Source organism: Klebsiella sp. S69 (genome assembly GCF_016516145.1).
GTDB lineage: Bacteria > Pseudomonadota > Gammaproteobacteria > Enterobacterales > Enterobacteriaceae > Klebsiella > Klebsiella oxytoca.
Genome location: NZ_JACVUU010000013.1, coordinates 24845 through 39988 on the forward strand (window position 1 = coordinate 24845; position 15144 = coordinate 39988).

Sequence of the window (15144 nt, forward strand, 5' to 3'; positions counted from 1 at the left end):
ATGTGCACAAAGCGATCAAAATCACAAAATCGAGATCTTATTTTTTTATTTCTTGTATACATTCATGAAACTAATCATGATTTTGTGGAACCGGTTTCCTATGTATGCATGATGCCGCACCGCTTTCCGGCGCGGTGATAAGCCAGTACCCCATTGATAAACAGGATAAAATCCGATGTCTAAAAATTATGCAGCTCTGGCGCAGCAGATTATCGCGGCAATCGGTGGCGCAGATAACGTTGCCGCCGTCACCCACTGCATGACCCGCCTGCGTTTCGTGGTCAAAGACAACGAGCGGGTCGACAGCGCCACCCTCAAAGGGCTGAAAGGCGTGCTCGGCGTGGTGCGTAGCGATAACCAGTGCCAGGTGATCGTGGGCAATACCGTCTCCCAGGCGTATCGCGAAGTGGTCGCGCTGCTGCCGGGGGATCTGCGCCCGGCCGAACCGCAGGGGAAACCGCCTATTACCCTGAAACGCATCGGCGCCGGGATCCTCGACGCGCTGATCGGCACCATGTCGCCGCTGATCCCGGCGATTATCGGTGGATCGATGGTTAAGCTGCTGGCAATGATCCTCGAGATGACCGGCGCTCTGCCCAAAGGCGCGCCAACGCTGACTATTCTGACGGTGATCGGCGACGGCGCGTTCTTCTTCCTGCCGCTGATGGTCGCCGCTTCCGCAGCGGTGAAGTTCAAAACCAATATGTCGCTGGCGATTGCCATTGCCGGGGTGCTGGTGCACCCGAGCTTTATCGAACTGATGGCCAAAGCCGCCCAGGGCGAGCACGTGGAGTTTGCCTTTATTCCGGTGACGGCGGTGAAATACACCTATACCGTGATCCCGGCGCTGGTGATGACCTGGTGCCTCTCTTATATCGAACGCTGGGTCGACCGTATCACCCCGGCGGTGACAAAAAACTTCCTTAAACCGATGCTGATCGTATTGATCGCCGCTCCGCTGTCGATTCTGCTGATCGGCCCGCTCGGCATCTGGATCGGTAGCGCCATTTCCGCGCTGGTCTATACGATCCACAGCTATCTCGGCTGGCTGTCGGTGGCGATCATGGGCGCCCTGTGGCCGCTGCTGGTAATGACCGGGATGCACCGGGTCTTTACCCCAACGATCATTCAGACCATCGCCGAAACCGGCAAAGAGGGCATGGTGATGCCGTCGGAAATCGGCGCTAATCTGTCGCTGGGCGGCTCGTCGCTGGCGGTGGCGTGGAAAACCAAAAACCCGGAGCTGCGCCAGACGGCGCTGGCGGCCGCGGCTTCTGCGATTCTGGCGGGGATTTCCGAACCGGCGCTGTACGGCGTGGCGGTGCGGCTGAAGCGACCGCTGATCGCCAGCCTGATTAGCGGCTTTATCTGCGGCGCGGTGGCCGGCATTGCCGGGCTCGCCAGCCACTCGATGGCGGCGCCGGGCCTGTTCACCAGCGTCCAGTTTTTCGACCCGGCCAATCCGATGACCATCGTCTGGGTCTTTGGCGTCATGGCGCTGGCGGTGGTGCTGTCGTTTGTCCTGACGCTGATGCTCGGCTTTGAAGATATTCCGCAAGAAGAAGCCGCCGCCGACGCCAGACAGCGTCAGGCCGGCACCCAGGCTTCTCACGCCTGAACACCATTTTGTTAACGAGGTAACGCATGGCGACTTTTCCACAGGGATTTTTATGGGGCGGCGCGCTGGCCGCCAACCAGTCCGAAGGGGCATATCTGGAGGGCGGCAAAGGGCTGACTACCGTCGATATGATTCCTCACGGGGCTCACCGCCTCGCGGTCAAGCTGGGGCAGGAGAAACGCTTCGCGCTACGCGACGATGAGTTCTACCCGAGCCACGAGGCGATCGATTTTTATCATCGTTATAAAGAAGATATCGCCCTGATGGCCGAGATGGGCTTTAGCGTCTTCCGCACCTCTATCGCCTGGAGCCGCCTCTTTCCTGAGGGCGATGAGCTGGAACCGAACCCAGAAGGGATCGCCTTTTATCGCTCGCTGTTCGAGGAGTGCAAAAAGCACCGCATCGAGCCGCTGGTGACGCTGTGCCATTTCGACGTGCCGATGCACCTGGTTACCGAATACGGCTCCTGGCGCAATCGAAAAATGGTGGAGTTCTTCACCCGCTACGCCCGTACCTGTTTTGAAGCTTTTGATGGTTTGGTGAAATACTGGCTTACCTTCAATGAAATCAACATTATGCTGCATAGCCCGTTCTCCGGCGCCGGTCTGGTGTTTGAAGATGGGGAAAATCAGGAGCAGGTGAAATACCAGGCCGCCCATCATGAACTGGTCGCCAGCGCCTTAGCGACCAAAATCGCCCACGAGGTGAATCCGCAAAATCAGGTCGGCTGTATGCTGGCGGGCGGCAATTTCTACCCTTACTCCTGTAAACCGGAAGACGTGTGGATGGCGCTGGAAAAAGATCGCGAAAACTTGTTCTTTATCGATGTCCAGGCGCGCGGCGCGTATCCGGTGTGGGCGGCGCGGGTATTCCGCGAGAAAGGCGTGACTATCGCCAAAGAGTCCGGCGATGATGAGATCCTGCGCCATACCGTCGATTTCGTCTCCTTCAGCTACTACGCTTCGCGCTGCGCATCGGCGGAGATGAATGCCGGCAACACCAGCGCCGCCAATATCGTTAAATCACTGAAAAACCCGCACATCAAGGCCAGCGAATGGGGCTGGGGCATCGACCCGCTCGGCCTGCGCATCACCATGAATATGATGTATGACCGCTACCAGAAACCGCTGTTCCTTGTGGAAAATGGCCTCGGCGCGCGCGATGAGGTGGAGGCTAACGGCGAGATTAACGACGACTATCGCATCAGCTATCTGCGCGAGCATATTAAAGCGATGGGTGACGCCATCGAGGACGGCATTCCGGTGATAGGCTACACCAGCTGGGGCTGTATCGACCTGGTATCCGCCTCCACCGGTGAGATGAGCAAGCGCTACGGCTTTGTCTACGTTGACCGCGACGATGCCGGCTGCGGTACGCTGGCGCGAAAGCGCAAAAAGTCGTTCTGGTGGTATAAGAAGGTGATTGCCAGCAACGGGGAAGATTTGGCGTAGTGCGCCCCGCAGGCTGAGGGATACTCAGCCTGACAAACACCTGCAACACGGAAATTTTCCCGGCTCGCGCTGCGCTTAGCCGGGCTACAGATTCATCAACGCCCGCGGGCCGGTAGCCCGGAGAGATGCCCAGCATCGCCTCCGGGAATGGCAAACGCCAGGGTGACAAAAGTCGTCGTAGCCCGGGTAAGGCGTTTACGCCGCGACCCGGGAAAAAGTAAACCTGCTCCCCCTGACCAAACTCCCGGCTTGCGCTGCGCTTAGCCGGGGAACGCCGGCTCCTCTGCGGCTTCAAGTGCCGCAAAACCCCCCTGCCCCTGCCACCCATCAAGCCGCGCGTACACCGCTTCGACCGCGTCCTTAATCGGCTGGGTCATCGGGTAATAAAAGCCGACGATATCCGGCTGAATACCCAAGAAAATCACCTCGCCGATATCCTCTTTTAGCTGATCGATCAGATAGTTGAGCGGCATATTGTGGGTAGTCATCATAAACATCTCGGCGATATCGTCCGGATCGACGATGCGGATCTCGCCGGGGTTCAGACCCATATCGGTGGCATCGACGATCAGCAGGCGCTCGGGGCGCAGCTCGCGAATGGCGACGATATCGTTTTCCGGCGCGCTGCCGCCGTCAATCACCACCCACTCGCCGACGGGATTAGCCGCGCACATCTCCGCCAGCAGCGGGCCTGCGCCGTCGTCGCCCATCATGCTATTGCCGACACAGAGTAAAACGTCAGTCACGGAGTCTCCTCACCATCAGATAGATGGCGCTTTCCTGGTGAATATCATGCAGCATACTGAGCATAGTTTTGCTCCACGCCTGCTGCTCGGGGGTCTGTCGCGCCAGCGCTTTATCAAAAGCGTTAGCCAGCATCGTCACATGATTGCTGTCGATAACAATCTCGCCGTACTTCGGCACGCCTTCCATTTTACGCCGCGCGGTGCTGCCCTCTTCGAGGGTCGCAATCCACGCCAGATACGCCTGCCACGGGCAGCTCAGCGCCGCCTCGAGGCAGTCGATAACGCCGAGGTGGTGGCCAATCGCCAGGCTGTAATAGACCACCTGCTGCGCCTGGTCAGGCGTCGCGTCGTTCTCATCAATAAATTTACGGCTCAGCTGACTGAACACCACCGTCTCGCTCATCGGATACGCGCTCCTTCTACGACCTGGTTCAGATGGGTGACGATCTCGGTCAGACGCGGATCTTTTTCCGCCTCCAGCCAGCGCATCACCTGGCTATCGCCCTGCCCCAGCAGGCGCATATAGTCGTCGGCAATCTGCCGGCCGTAGCGATAGCCCGCCAGCCGGCGCGCTTCGCGATCGATGCGCACCCGCAGCGGCTGTACCATATCCGGGTGCAGGAGTTCGGTCGGCTGCTCGTCCTGCTCGCCCGGCACGCGGGCGTGGATTTTCTGTTCCAGCAGGCCCAGCGCCATCGCGAAGCCGTACAGCGTCGCGGCCGGGGTGGGCGGGCAGCCGGGAATATAGACATCCACCGGCACGATTTTATCGGTTCCGCCCCACACGCAATAAAGGTCGTGGAAGATGCCGCCGCTGTTGCCGCAGGCGCCATAGGAGATGCAGATTTTCGGATCCGGCGCGGACTGCCACGCGCGCAGCGCGGGAGAACGCATCGCCCGGGTCACCGCCCCGGTAAACAGCAGAATATCGGCGTGACGCGGCGACGGCACCACTTTGATCCCAAAGCGCTCGGCGTCGAACAGCGGCGACAGGGTGGCGAAAATCTCGATCTCGCAGCCGTTGCAGCCGCCGCAGTCCACCCGATAAACGTAGGCGGAACGCTTAATTTTCTTCAGCAGCGATGCCTTCATGCTGGCGATGGACTCATCCACCGTCATCGGCACCGGAATGCCGTTGTCATCGCGCGGGCCTAATAAGTTGCTCATCAGCTGGCCTCTCTCATATGGCGAGTCAGTTCAATACGGTCGGACGGCACCAGGCACTTCTGGCGTTTGCACTCCGGGCAGGTCTCGAAGCTTTCGCGATGCAGCTCGGCGCGGCTATCGCCGTTGTGTTTGAGCAGCGCGATGGCATAGTCGATCTCTTTCTGTACGGCGAATGGGCGTTCACACACCCGGCAGTGGCAAATGGCAAAACGCGATTGCTGGAGAAAATCCTCTTTCTTCCATACCGCCAGCTCGTACTCCTGAGAGAGCTTAATCGCCGCCGTCGGGCAGACCTCTTCGCAGCGTCCGCAGAAAATGCAGCGCCCGAGGTTGAACTGCCACGCCAGCTGGTTGGTGGCGAGATCGGTTTCTACCGTCAGGGCGTTCGACGGACAGGCGTTAACGCAGGCGGCGCAGCCGATACACTGCTGCGGATTATGCTCCGGTTTGCCGCGGAAATTTTTATCCACCGGCATCGGCTCCAGCGGGTATGAGTGCGTCGCGGTGCCGGTTTTGATGACTTTTTTAATAAAGGTAAACATGGCGATTCCTTATTTCAGCGGCGAGTTCTTACGCTCGATGCTGTAGCGCTCCAGCTCTTTGTACGGCACCACTTTGCTCTTCTTCTTGCGCACGTCGACCACCGTCATGCGATCGGTACAGGAGTAGCACGGGTCAAGGCTGCCGATGATCAGCGGCGCGTCGGAGACGGTATTGCCGCGCAGCATATAGCGCAGAGTCGGCCAGTTGGCGTAGGTCGCCGCCCGGCAGCGCCAGCGGTACAGCTTCTGGTTATCGCCGGTCATACTCCAGTGGATATCATCCCCGCGCGGCGCTTCTGAGAAGCCGAGCGCGAAGCGGTGCGGAATATAGGTGAAGCCCTCCACCATCAGCGGGCCGCCCGGCAGGTTATCGAGGCCAAAGTCGATCATGTTCAACGCGGTGTAGACCTCGTTGATGCGCACCTTCAGACGCGAGATGACGTCGCATCCCTGTTCGCTGTGCACTTCCATCGGCAGCAGGCCGTAGCCGACAAACGGGTGATCGGCGCGGGTATCGCGGGCGTGCCCGCTGGCGCGCACCATCGGGCCAACGTTGCTGAAGTCGCGGGCGATTTGCGGGTCGAGACGACCAATGCCCACGGTACGCTGCTCCATATTCGGCGTGCTGAGCAGCATATCCACCAGCTCCTGCACGTCGCGACGCATCTGCTGCGCCAGCTGGCGGGTCTGGATCATGTCCTCTTTCAGCAGATCGCGACGAATGCCGCCAATCAGGTTCAGACCGTAGGTTTTACGCGCCCCGGTAAGAATTTCCGCCATCTTCATCGAGGTTTCGCGCACGCGGAAGAACTGCATAAACCCGGAGTCGAAGCCGGTAAAGTGGCAGGCGAGGCCGAGGTTCAGCAGGTGCGAGTGCAGGCGCTCCACCTCCAGCAGAATGGCGCGGATCATCTGCGCGCGCTCCGGCACTACGATGCCCATCGCGTTCTCTACCGAAGTGGTGTAGGCGGTGCTGTGGGCGAAACCGCAGATACCGCACACGCGGTCCGACAGGAAGGTGACTTCGTTGTAGCCCATCCGGGTTTCCGCCAGCTTTTCCATCCCGCGATGGACGTAGAACAGGCGGTAGTCGGCGTCGATAATATTCTCGCCGTCAACGAACAGGCGGAAGTGGCCCGGTTCGTCGGAGGTGACGTGCAGCGGGCCAATCGGCACCACGTTGTTTTTCTTGCTGCCCAGCTCGTTGATAAACTCGTAGGTTTCAGCATCGGTGGTCGGTGCCGGGCGTTGACGGTAGTCCATGCTGTCTTTTCGCAGCGGATAGAGTTCATCCGGCCAGTCGTCCGGCAGCACCAGCCGGCGCTCGTCCGGCAGCCCCACCGGCACCAGGCCGTACATATCGCGCACTTCGCGCTCGCCCCACACCGCCGCCGGCACGCGCGGCGTCACCGACGGATATTCCGGTTTATTGGCGTCCACTTCCACGCGCACGGTGATCCAGCATTTCGTGCCCTGCTCCATCGACAGCACGTAGTAGACGGCGTAGTGGCCGTTGAGCTTGCGTTCGTCGTTGCCGAACAGCACCGACAGCCAGCCACCCTGCTTGTAGTACAGGAACTCGACCACTTCAGGCAGATAGTTGACCTTTACCGTGACCGTCAACTGGTCTTTGGTCTGCCAGGCTTCATCCAGCACCACGCCCGGAAAGGCCTGATGCAGCGCGGCGAGATAGTGTTGACCGATTTTTTCTTCAGACATGCTCAAACTCTCTTAAATCACGCCACCAGCAAGGAGACGAAGGCTAAAAAGGCAAAACCAAACCCGGCCCAGGTGACGCGGGAGGTGGCGCAAAAGCGCAGACGCGCCATGCTGTTTTCGAACAGCGCAATCACCAGCACGCCAAGCACCAGCTTGACGACGGCAACCACCAGCGCCAGCAGCAGACCGCCGACGCTAAAGCTGGTCATCTGTCCCCACGGGATAAATACGCCGACGAACATTTGCAGGACCACCAGCTGCTTGAGGCTGATGCCCCACTTCAGCACGCCGAAGCCGCTACCGCTGTATTCCGAGAGCGGGCCTTCCTGAAGCTCCTGCTCCGCTTCCGCCAGGTCGAACGGCAGCTTGCCCATTTCGATAAAGGTGGCGAAGGCGCAGGCGCACAGCGCCAGAATCAGCGGAAGAGTGCGGGCGACAGGCCTGTGATAAATGGTGTCGGTGATACTGCTGATATGGGTGGACCCGGCGACCTGAGCCGCGACCCACAGGCCGAGCAGTAGGATAGGCTCCACCAGCACGCCGAGCATCGCTTCACGGCTCGCCCCGATAGCGGTAAACGGGCTGCCGGTATCGAGGCCGGAGATAGCGAAGAAGAAACGGGCGATGGCGAACAGGTAGATCAGGGTAATCAGGTCGCCCAGCCCCGCCATCGGCGAATCAACGGTCACCACCGGCAGCGCAGTAGCGATAGTCAGCATCACGCCGACCATCACGTACGGCGTCAGGCGGAAGACCCAGCCGGAGGCATCCGGGCCAACGCTCTGGCGCCCCAGCAGTTTCAGGATATCCCGGTACTCCTGCAGTACGCCCGGACCGCGGCGATTATGCAGACGGGCGCGGGCGACGCGGGTCACCCCGGACAACAGCGGCGCGACGGCGAACAGCACCAGCGCCTGCAACAATGCAATTAATACGCTCATTCTCAGGCTCCTCGGGAAATCACAATCACCACCAGTACCGCCAGCTCCACCAGCGCCACGCCGCGAAACAGCGCGGGCGCAGAAGCGTTCTGCCAGCCGGGCACCAGGCGCACCGGGTTCAGCCAGTGGCGCAGCTTGAGAATTGGCGCAAAAGCCTCTTTCACCGGCATGGCGAAACCGTGGGCGGTCACCACCATGGATTTTTCATGGTCATAGCCGCAGACCCAGGCCGCGCCGCGCGAGCGCGCCGGCAGGCGATCGCCCTTAAAGAAGATCATCAGCAGCAGCGGCAGCAGCGGGCAGGCAATCAGCAGAATAGCGATCAGCGGCTGAGACACCACGCTGGAGACCTCCGCCTGCACCGGAAACGCCCCGCTCACCAGCGGCAGCAGCCACGGCGCAGCAACCCCGCCAATCACGCAGCAGACGGCGGCCAGCACCACGCTAAAGGTCATCAGCCCCGGCGCGCAGGTGGCGTTTTCCGCCTCTTTGCTTCGCGGCGCGCCGAGGAAGGTGACGCCGTAGACTTTCGCCATACACATCACCGCCAGCGCGCCGGTTATCGCCAGGCCCACCGCCAGCAGCGGCCCAAGCAGGCGGCCAACAAACGCGTCGCCGGTGCTCAACTTAAAGAAGGACTGATAGATAACCCACTCTCCGGCGAAGCCGTTCAGCGGCGGCAGCGCGGCCATCGCCATCAGACCCACCAGCATCGAAAGGGAAATCAGCGGCATTTTCTTGCCGATCCCGCCAAGCTTTTCGATATCGCGATGGCCGGTGCGGAACCACACCGCTCCCGCGCCGAGGAACAGGGTAGTTTTAAACAGGCTATGGTTAATCAGGTGATACATGCCGCCGATAAAGCCCAGCACCATCAGGGTTGGGTTATGAGTCGCCACGCCGGTGACGAATGCCCCGAGGCCGAGCAGGATAATGCCGATGTTTTCCAGGGTGTGGTACGCCAGCAGGCGCTGAATATTGTGCTCCATCAGGGCGTACAGCCCGCCGACGAAGGCGGTGATCATCCCCAGCACCAGCAGCATCACGCCCCACCACAGCGGCGGAACGCTGCCGGCCAGCGAGACCGTCAGGATGCCGTACAGACCGACCTTCATCACTACCGTAGAAAACAGCGCGGCAGCCGGAGCGCTGGCGCCAGCGTGGGCCTGCGGCGCCCAGCCGTGCAGCGGAATGACCCCGGCCAGCAGCGCAAAGCCGATCAGGCCCGGCAGCCACAGCAGCGCGTTTTGCGGCGCCGCCACCGCCAGCTGGGTAATCTGCCCCAGTTCAAGGGTGCCGTAGGTCGACCAGACCAGCCAGCAGCTCCACGCCATCAGCAGCGTACCGAGGCGTCCCAGCGCAAACCACAGCTTGCCGGACTGCGCGCAGCCGGTAAGAAACGCGGCGCAAAGGGCCATAATCTCCGCCATCACCACCAGCGCGCCGAAGTTCGTCACCACCACGGCGCAGACGGCGGCGGCCAGCAGGAGATTCACCAGCAGACCGTTGGCTTTAACCTGCGGATGACGATGCCAGGCGATATTGAACAGCGAAATCGGCAGCGCCGACAGGCCGATTGCCAGCAGCCACAGCGCATTGACGCCGCCAACGCGCAGGGGCTGGTGCAGCATTTGCAGCATGCCGGCGCTGACGCGATCCGGCATCAGCAGCGCCGTTCCGCCCGCCAGCACCAGCATCGCGCTGGCGACCGCGCCGCCAATCCCGGCGATCGCCCCGCTCAGCGGTTTGCGCAGGGCGAACAAAAACGCCAGCACCGCGCTGGCGGCGTACCAGGCCACCGCCTGATTCACTAAGGAAATCACACTCATTTCACGTCCCCTTGTTGCGCCTGGAACAGCGACAGATCGCCGAGGTCGGTATTAAAAGTCAGCTGCCGCTTACGCTTGCTGGCCTGGGCGATATCGCGGATATCCACCAGCAGCAGCGCTTTGGTCGGGCAGGTGCGCACGCACGCCGGGCCTTCCTCATCGAAGTGGCACAGGTCGCATTTGACGGCGATAGCGCGTACGCCCGGCACCCAGTCGAGCAGCGAGCTGACGCGCGCCGGGGCCGGCGGCGCGGCGGGCGCCATCGGCGTATTGGCGTTAGCCGGAATATCCAGCGGGCGGCTGCCGGAAAACTCAATGGCGCCGAACGGACAGGCGATGCCGCACAGCTTGCAGCTTACGCACAGGCTCTCATTGAGCTGCACCGCGCCATCGACGCGATTAATGGCATTAACCGGGCAGACGGCGGCGCAGGGCGCATCTTCACAGTGGTGGCACATCTGCGGCGCGGATTCTTTTTCATTGCGCATCAGCCGTAGCCGGGGCATGGCTTGCAGGCCCTGCTGGCGGTGAGTCTCAGCGCAGGCGGCTTCGCAGGTGCGACAGCCGATACAGACGGTGGAGTCAGCAATTACAAAACGGTTCACCGGGTCGTCCTCAGGTGAAAGTCATTTTTGACGAAAACAGGTTGCGCAGGTGTCAGCTTCGACACTTGTCGACACCTGACGATTAACGGGCCAGCGTCAGGTGGTTTAAATCCACCGGCTGGTCTTGTTCGATAGCCTCGTAGAGACGGTCATAAACGCTGGCGATAGTCGCCAGATAGTGCTCCAGAACCTGCTCGCGATCGCGGTTGCTGATCCGGCCATCAATGGTGCCGTCTGAGCCCAGCGTGGCCTGGGCAATCAGCCGTCTGTCGCCGCCGTCTTTACTCTCTACGTAATACTCGATGGTGTGGCTGTTAAAGCCCTCCGCCAGCGCCACGTAAACCTGAAAATGACCAAACAATACGAAGCACAGCTCTTTATCCGGCGCGCAGCTCATCGCATGATGCAAACGCGCTTTCGACAGGGTTATCCCCTGTACCAGCGAGTTGCAGTAGGTATGCCACTGCTCCTGATGCTGGCGGTGACGATCGGCGATGTAGTCCGCCTTTTCACTTAATTCCCAAATAGTCATCCCGGATCCCCCGTTGTATGAGATGCACCGGTTAAGCATTTTTCATGCCAAAAATTAATTAATTGATTTTTAACGATTTTAATAAATTTACCCTATAAGAAAGACATGTCGATGACGATGTCTGAGCGGTGTCATCGACATTTTTATGACATTACTTATGACCTGGCATCGTTATTGCATTAATGGGCCATCGCGATACGGAGGCACCATGCACGAAATCACCCTTAGCCAGCGGGCGCTGGAAATTATCGAACAGCAGGCGCTGCATGCCGGCGCGCGTCGGGTCACCGGCGTGTGGCTGAAAGTGGGGGCATTTTCCTGCGTGGAAGCCAGCGCGCTGACCTTCTGCTTTGAGCTGGTGTGCCGCGGCACGCTGGCGGAAGGCTGTGAGCTGCATATCGACGAACAACAGGCTGAATGCTGGTGTGAATCCTGCCAGCAGTACGTGCATCTCATCTCACAGCACGTGCGCCGCTGCCCGCAGTGTCAGAGCGACCGGCTGCAAATTGTGGCGGATGACGGCTTACAGATTCAGCGACTAGAAGTGGAGTAATAAGATTATGTGTACAACCTGCGGCTGCGGTGAAGGCAACCTTTATATAGAAGGCGACGAGCATAACCCGCATTCGGCGTTTCGCAGCGCCCCCTTCGCGCCCGCCCCGCGCCAGATGATGACCATTACCGGCGTGAAAACCGATAACTTTTCCCCCACCCGCTCGGAGACTGGCGACCTGCACTACGGTCATGGCGAAGCGGGTACCCATGCGCCGGGCCAGAGCCAGCGGCGGATGCTGGAAGTGGAAATCGACGTCCTGGATAAAAACAACCGTCTGGCCGCCCGCAACCGCGCGCGCTTCGCCGCCAGGAGCCAGCTGGTGCTGAACCTGGTCTCCAGCCCCGGCTCCGGCAAAACCACCCTGCTGACGGAAACCCTGCTGCGGCTGAAAGAGAAAACCGCCTGCGCGGTCATTGAAGGCGATCAGCAAACGGTGAACGACGCCGCGCGCATCCGCGCCACCGGCACTCCGGCGATTCAGGTCAACACCGGCAAAGGCTGCCATCTCGACGCGCAGATGATCGCCGACGCCGCGCCGCGCCTGCCGCTGGCGGACCACGGCATTCTGTTTATCGAAAACGTCGGCAACCTGGTGTGTCCGGCAAGTTTCGACCTCGGCGAACGTCATAAAGTGGCGGTGCTGTCGGTAACCGAAGGCGAAGACAAACCGCTGAAGTATCCGCATATGTTCGCCGCCGCCAGCCTGATGCTGCTTAACAAGGTCGACCTGCTGCCGTATCTCAACTTTGACGTAGAGAAGTGCCTGGCCTGCGCCCGCGAGGTGAACCCGGATATTGACATTATTCTGCTTTCCGCCACCAGCGGCGAAGGCATGGACCAGTGGCTTCGCTGGCTGGAGGCGCAGCAATGTGCATAGGCATACCCGGACAAATCTGCGCTATTGACGGCAATCTGGCGAAGGTCGAAGTGTGCGGCATTCAACGCGAAGTCGACCTGACCCTGGTGGGCGCGGTTGACGATCGCGGTCAGCCGCGTCTCGGCCAGTGGGTGCTGGTCCACGTGGGTTTTGCCATGAGCGTGATTAACGAAGCCGAAGCCCGCGATACCCTCGAGGCGCTGCAAAATATGTTTGAAGTCGAGCCTGACGTCGGCGCGCTGCTGTACGGCGAGGAGCGATAAATGCGTTTTGTTGATGAATACCGCGCTCCGGAACAGGTGATGCAGCTGGTGGAACATCTCCGGCTGCGCGCGCGCCTGCTGCCGCATACCGCCGAACGTCCGCTGCGCATAATGGAAGTGTGCGGCGGCCATACCCACGCTATTTTTAAATTTGGCCTCGATCAGCTGCTGCCGGAAAATATTGAATTTATCCACGGCCCCGGCTGCCCGGTGTGCGTGCTGCCGATGGGGCGTATCGACGCCTGTATCGATATCGCCAGCCGTCCGGGGGTGATTTTCTGCACCTTTGGCGACGCCATGCGCGTACCGGGAAAAAACGGCTCGCTGCTGCAGGCAAAATCGCGCGGCGCCGACGTCCGCATCGTCTATTCGCCGATGGACGCCCTGAAGCTGGCGCAGCAGCACCCCGATCGAGAAGTGGTATTCTTCGGTCTCGGCTTTGAAACGACGATGCCCGCCACCGCCCTGACCCTGCGTCAGGCCCGCGAGCGCGGCGTCGGGAACTTTTACTTTTTCTGCCAGCACATCACCCTGCTGCCGACCCTGCGCAGCCTGCTCGACCAGCCGGATAACGGTATCGACGCTTTTCTCGCCCCCGGTCACGTCAGCATGGTGATTGGCACCGATGCTTACGGGTTTATCGCCAGCGACTATCACCGTCCATTAGTGGTGGCCGGATTCGAACCGCTTGATCTACTGCAAGGCGCGATGATGCTGGTTGAGCAGACAATAGCGCAGCACAGCGAAGTGGAGAACCAGTATCGCCGGGTGGTGCCCGATGAGGGCAACCCGCTGGCGCAGTCGGCCATCGCCGACGTGTTTTGCCTCAGCGGCGATAGCGAGTGGCGCGGTCTGGGGGTGATTAACGACTCCGGCGTGCACCTGACGGCCGCGTATCAGCGTTTCGACGCAGAAGCGCATTTCCGCCCGGCGCCGCAGCGGGTCTGCGACGACCCGCGCGCCCGCTGCGGCGAGGTGCTGACCGGCCGCTGTAAACCGCACCAGTGCCCGCTATTCGGCAATACCTGCAACCCGCAGAGCGCATTCGGCGCGCTGATGGTCTCATCGGAAGGCGCCTGCGCCGCCTGGTATCAATATCGCAGTCAGGAAATCGAAGCATGAAAAGCGTTCAGTTAGCCCATGGTAGCGGCGGTCAGGCGATGCAGCAGCTGATCGGCGACCTGTTTATGCAGGCTTTCGCCAACCCCTGGCTGGCGGAGCAGGAAGATCAGGCGCGTCTCGATCTCGCTCAGCTTAGCGCGCAGGGCGACAGGCTCGCCTTCTCCACCGACAGCTACGTTATCGATCCGCTGTTTTTCCCCGGCGGTAATATCGGCAAGCTGGCGGTCTGCGGCACGGCGAACGATGTGGCGGTGAGCGGCGCGCTGCCGCGCTATCTCTCCTGCGGGTTTATTCTCGAAGAGGGGCTGGAGATGGCCACCCTCGAAGCGGTGGTGAGCAGCATGGCGCAGACCGCGCGGGAAGCCGGTATCGCCATTGTGACCGGCGATACCAAAGTGGTGCCGCGCGGGGCGGCGGATAAGCTGTTTATCAATACCGCCGGGATCGGCGTCATCCCCACCGGTATTCGCTGGGGAGCGCAGCAGATTAGCGCGGGAGACGTGCTGCTGGTCAGCGGCACGCTTGGGGATCACGGGGCAACGATCCTCAACCTGCGCGAACAGATGGGGCTGGACGGCGCGCTGTCCAGCGACTGCGCGGTGCTGACGCCCTTGATTCAGACGCTGCGCGACGTAGCTGGCGTGAAAGCCCTGCGCGATGCCACCCGCGGCGGCGTTAACGCGGTGGCCCATGAATTCGCCGCCGCCAGCGGCTGCGGAATAGAGCTGCATGAACAAAAGCTGCCGGTTAACGATACCGTACGCGGCGTGTGCGAGCTGCTGGGGCTGGACGCGCTTAATTTCGCCAACGAGGGTAAGCTGTTGATCGCCGTTGCCCGCGAGGCGGCGGAAAGCGTACTTGCGCACTTACGGTCTCATCCATTAGGCCGCGATGCGGCGATAATCGGCGACGTTGTGCCGCGCGCGGGCGTGCGCTCTGTCGGTCTGTACGGCGTCAAACGCACGCTGGATCTTCCTCACGCCGAGCCGCTGCCGAGAATTTGTTAACGAGATTCAGGCGCTTTCCCGGAGGCGGCGCGATGCGCCTGTCCGGGCTACCCTAACCCGGATCGCACGGACCTGTAGCCCGGACAGATGCGCAGCATCGCCTCCGGGGAAAAATCAGGATCTCTGTATGATTATCCAGCCCAAACCAGCGGGCACCCACGGATGGGTT

Annotated in this window: 16 protein-coding genes; 7 read left to right on the forward strand and 9 right to left on the reverse strand. The window is 60.8% G+C overall.

The genetic code is table 11. The features are described from left to right. Window positions 1-175: 175 nt before the first annotated feature. Entirely contained in the window at window positions 176-1618 is a 1443-nt protein-coding gene (ascF, locus tag IAE27_RS13990; protein WP_004104835.1) for a PTS cellobiose/arbutin/salicin transporter subunit IIBC, read from the forward strand. 26 nt (window positions 1619-1644) lie between these two features. Then, the gene (locus IAE27_RS13995; protein WP_115239284.1) at window positions 1645-3069 is read left to right on the forward strand and encodes a 6-phospho-beta-glucosidase; all 1425 of its coding nucleotides are present in this window, start codon (window positions 1645-1647) and stop codon (window positions 3067-3069) included. A gap of 260 nt (window positions 3070-3329) precedes the next feature. Here IAE27_RS13995 and hycI read toward each other — a convergent pair whose 3' ends face one another. The 9 genes from hycI to hycA form a co-directional block, all read right to left on the reverse strand. Beyond that, entirely contained in the window at window positions 3330-3815 is a 486-nt protein-coding gene (gene hycI / locus IAE27_RS14000) for a hydrogenase maturation peptidase HycI (RefSeq protein WP_004114743.1), read from the reverse strand. Continuing rightward, entirely contained in the window at window positions 3808-4218 is a 411-nt protein-coding gene (locus IAE27_RS14005) for a formate hydrogenlyase maturation HycH family protein (RefSeq protein WP_004104844.1), read from the reverse strand. The genes hycI and IAE27_RS14005 overlap by 8 nt, the downstream gene beginning before the upstream one ends. Continuing rightward, complete coding sequence (locus tag IAE27_RS14010) at window positions 4215-4982, reverse strand: NADH-quinone oxidoreductase subunit B family protein (protein WP_004104846.1); 768 nt, start codon at window positions 4980-4982, stop codon at window positions 4215-4217. Before IAE27_RS14010 ends, IAE27_RS14005 begins: the two co-directional genes overlap by 4 nt. Continuing rightward, the gene (locus IAE27_RS14015) at window positions 4982-5524 is read right to left on the reverse strand and encodes a formate hydrogenlyase complex iron-sulfur subunit (RefSeq protein WP_004104848.1); all 543 of its coding nucleotides are present in this window, start codon (window positions 5522-5524) and stop codon (window positions 4982-4984) included. The genes IAE27_RS14010 and IAE27_RS14015 overlap by 1 nt, the downstream gene beginning before the upstream one ends. A 9-nt stretch (window positions 5525-5533) precedes the next feature. After that, the gene (gene hycE, locus IAE27_RS14020; RefSeq protein ID WP_014839316.1) at window positions 5534-7243 is read right to left on the reverse strand and encodes a formate hydrogenlyase subunit HycE; all 1710 of its coding nucleotides are present in this window, start codon (window positions 7241-7243) and stop codon (window positions 5534-5536) included. A 17-nt stretch (window positions 7244-7260) separates the two neighbouring features. Next, window positions 7261-8184, reverse strand: a complete 924-nt coding sequence (locus tag IAE27_RS14025; RefSeq protein WP_154022388.1) for a respiratory chain complex I subunit 1 family protein — start codon at window positions 8182-8184, stop codon at window positions 7261-7263. A gap of 2 nt (window positions 8185-8186) precedes the next feature. After that, the gene (gene hycC, locus IAE27_RS14030; RefSeq protein WP_154022387.1) at window positions 8187-10013 is read right to left on the reverse strand and encodes a formate hydrogenlyase subunit 3; all 1827 of its coding nucleotides are present in this window, start codon (window positions 10011-10013) and stop codon (window positions 8187-8189) included. After that, a complete protein-coding gene (locus tag IAE27_RS14035; protein WP_023321498.1) occupies window positions 10010-10618 on the reverse strand; it encodes a 4Fe-4S dicluster domain-containing protein in 609 nt (202 codons plus the stop codon). The genes hycC and IAE27_RS14035 overlap by 4 nt, the downstream gene beginning before the upstream one ends. Before the next feature lie 82 nt (window positions 10619-10700). Next, window positions 10701-11150, reverse strand: coding sequence for a formate hydrogenlyase regulator HycA (hycA, locus tag IAE27_RS14040; protein ID WP_004104858.1), 450 nt, complete (start codon window positions 11148-11150; stop codon window positions 10701-10703). A 208-nt stretch (window positions 11151-11358) separates the two neighbouring features. Between hycA and hypA the strand changes: the two genes are divergently transcribed. Genes hypA through hypE form a run of 5 tightly spaced genes read left to right on the forward strand, consistent with a single transcriptional unit; the run spans window position 11359 to window position 14975 of the window. Continuing rightward, a complete protein-coding gene (gene hypA, locus IAE27_RS14045; RefSeq protein WP_070555541.1) occupies window positions 11359-11703 on the forward strand; it encodes a hydrogenase maturation nickel metallochaperone HypA in 345 nt (114 codons plus the stop codon). 7 nt (window positions 11704-11710) lie between these two features. Then, complete coding sequence (gene hypB / locus IAE27_RS14050) at window positions 11711-12583, forward strand: hydrogenase nickel incorporation protein HypB (RefSeq protein ID WP_004104860.1); 873 nt, start codon at window positions 11711-11713, stop codon at window positions 12581-12583. Beyond that, the gene (locus IAE27_RS14055) at window positions 12574-12846 is read left to right on the forward strand and encodes a HypC/HybG/HupF family hydrogenase formation chaperone (protein ID WP_004104861.1); all 273 of its coding nucleotides are present in this window, start codon (window positions 12574-12576) and stop codon (window positions 12844-12846) included. Before hypB ends, IAE27_RS14055 begins: the two co-directional genes overlap by 10 nt. Then, entirely contained in the window at window positions 12847-13968 is a 1122-nt protein-coding gene (gene hypD / locus IAE27_RS14060) for a hydrogenase formation protein HypD (RefSeq protein WP_004114762.1), read from the forward strand. Then, entirely contained in the window at window positions 13965-14975 is a 1011-nt protein-coding gene (gene hypE, locus IAE27_RS14065) for a hydrogenase expression/formation protein HypE (RefSeq protein ID WP_016809470.1), read from the forward strand. Before hypD ends, hypE begins: the two co-directional genes overlap by 4 nt. The last annotated feature ends 169 nt before the right edge of the window (window positions 14976-15144 follow it).

Bases quoted from the DNA above. Each gene is read 5' to 3' on its own strand.
- ascF (WP_004104835.1), top strand. From the start codon at position 176: ATGTCTAAAAATTATGCAGCTCTGGCGCAGCAGATTATCGCGGCAATC.
- IAE27_RS13995 (WP_115239284.1), top strand. From the start codon at position 1,645: ATGGCGACTTTTCCACAGGGATTTTTATGGGGCGGCGCGCTGGCCGCC.
- IAE27_RS14005 (WP_004104844.1), bottom strand. From the start codon at position 4,218: ATGAGCGAGACGGTGGTGTTCAGTCAGCTGAGCCGTAAATTTATTGAT.
- IAE27_RS14010 (WP_004104846.1), bottom strand. From the start codon at position 4,982: ATGAGCAACTTATTAGGCCCGCGCGATGACAACGGCATTCCGGTGCCG.
- IAE27_RS14015 (WP_004104848.1), bottom strand. From the start codon at position 5,524: ATGTTTACCTTTATTAAAAAAGTCATCAAAACCGGCACCGCGACGCAC.
- hycE (WP_014839316.1), bottom strand. From the start codon at position 7,243: ATGTCTGAAGAAAAAATCGGTCAACACTATCTCGCCGCGCTGCATCAG.
- IAE27_RS14025 (WP_154022388.1), bottom strand. From the start codon at position 8,184: ATGAGCGTATTAATTGCATTGTTGCAGGCGCTGGTGCTGTTCGCCGTC.
- hycC (WP_154022387.1), bottom strand. From the start codon at position 10,013: ATGAGTGTGATTTCCTTAGTGAATCAGGCGGTGGCCTGGTACGCCGCC.
- hycA (WP_004104858.1), bottom strand. From the start codon at position 11,150: ATGACTATTTGGGAATTAAGTGAAAAGGCGGACTACATCGCCGATCGT.
- hypA (WP_070555541.1), top strand. From the start codon at position 11,359: ATGCACGAAATCACCCTTAGCCAGCGGGCGCTGGAAATTATCGAACAG.
- hypB (WP_004104860.1), top strand. From the start codon at position 11,711: ATGTGTACAACCTGCGGCTGCGGTGAAGGCAACCTTTATATAGAAGGC.
- IAE27_RS14055 (WP_004104861.1), top strand. From the start codon at position 12,574: ATGTGCATAGGCATACCCGGACAAATCTGCGCTATTGACGGCAATCTG.
- hypD (WP_004114762.1), top strand. From the start codon at position 12,847: ATGCGTTTTGTTGATGAATACCGCGCTCCGGAACAGGTGATGCAGCTG.
- hypE (WP_016809470.1), top strand. From the start codon at position 13,965: ATGAAAAGCGTTCAGTTAGCCCATGGTAGCGGCGGTCAGGCGATGCAG.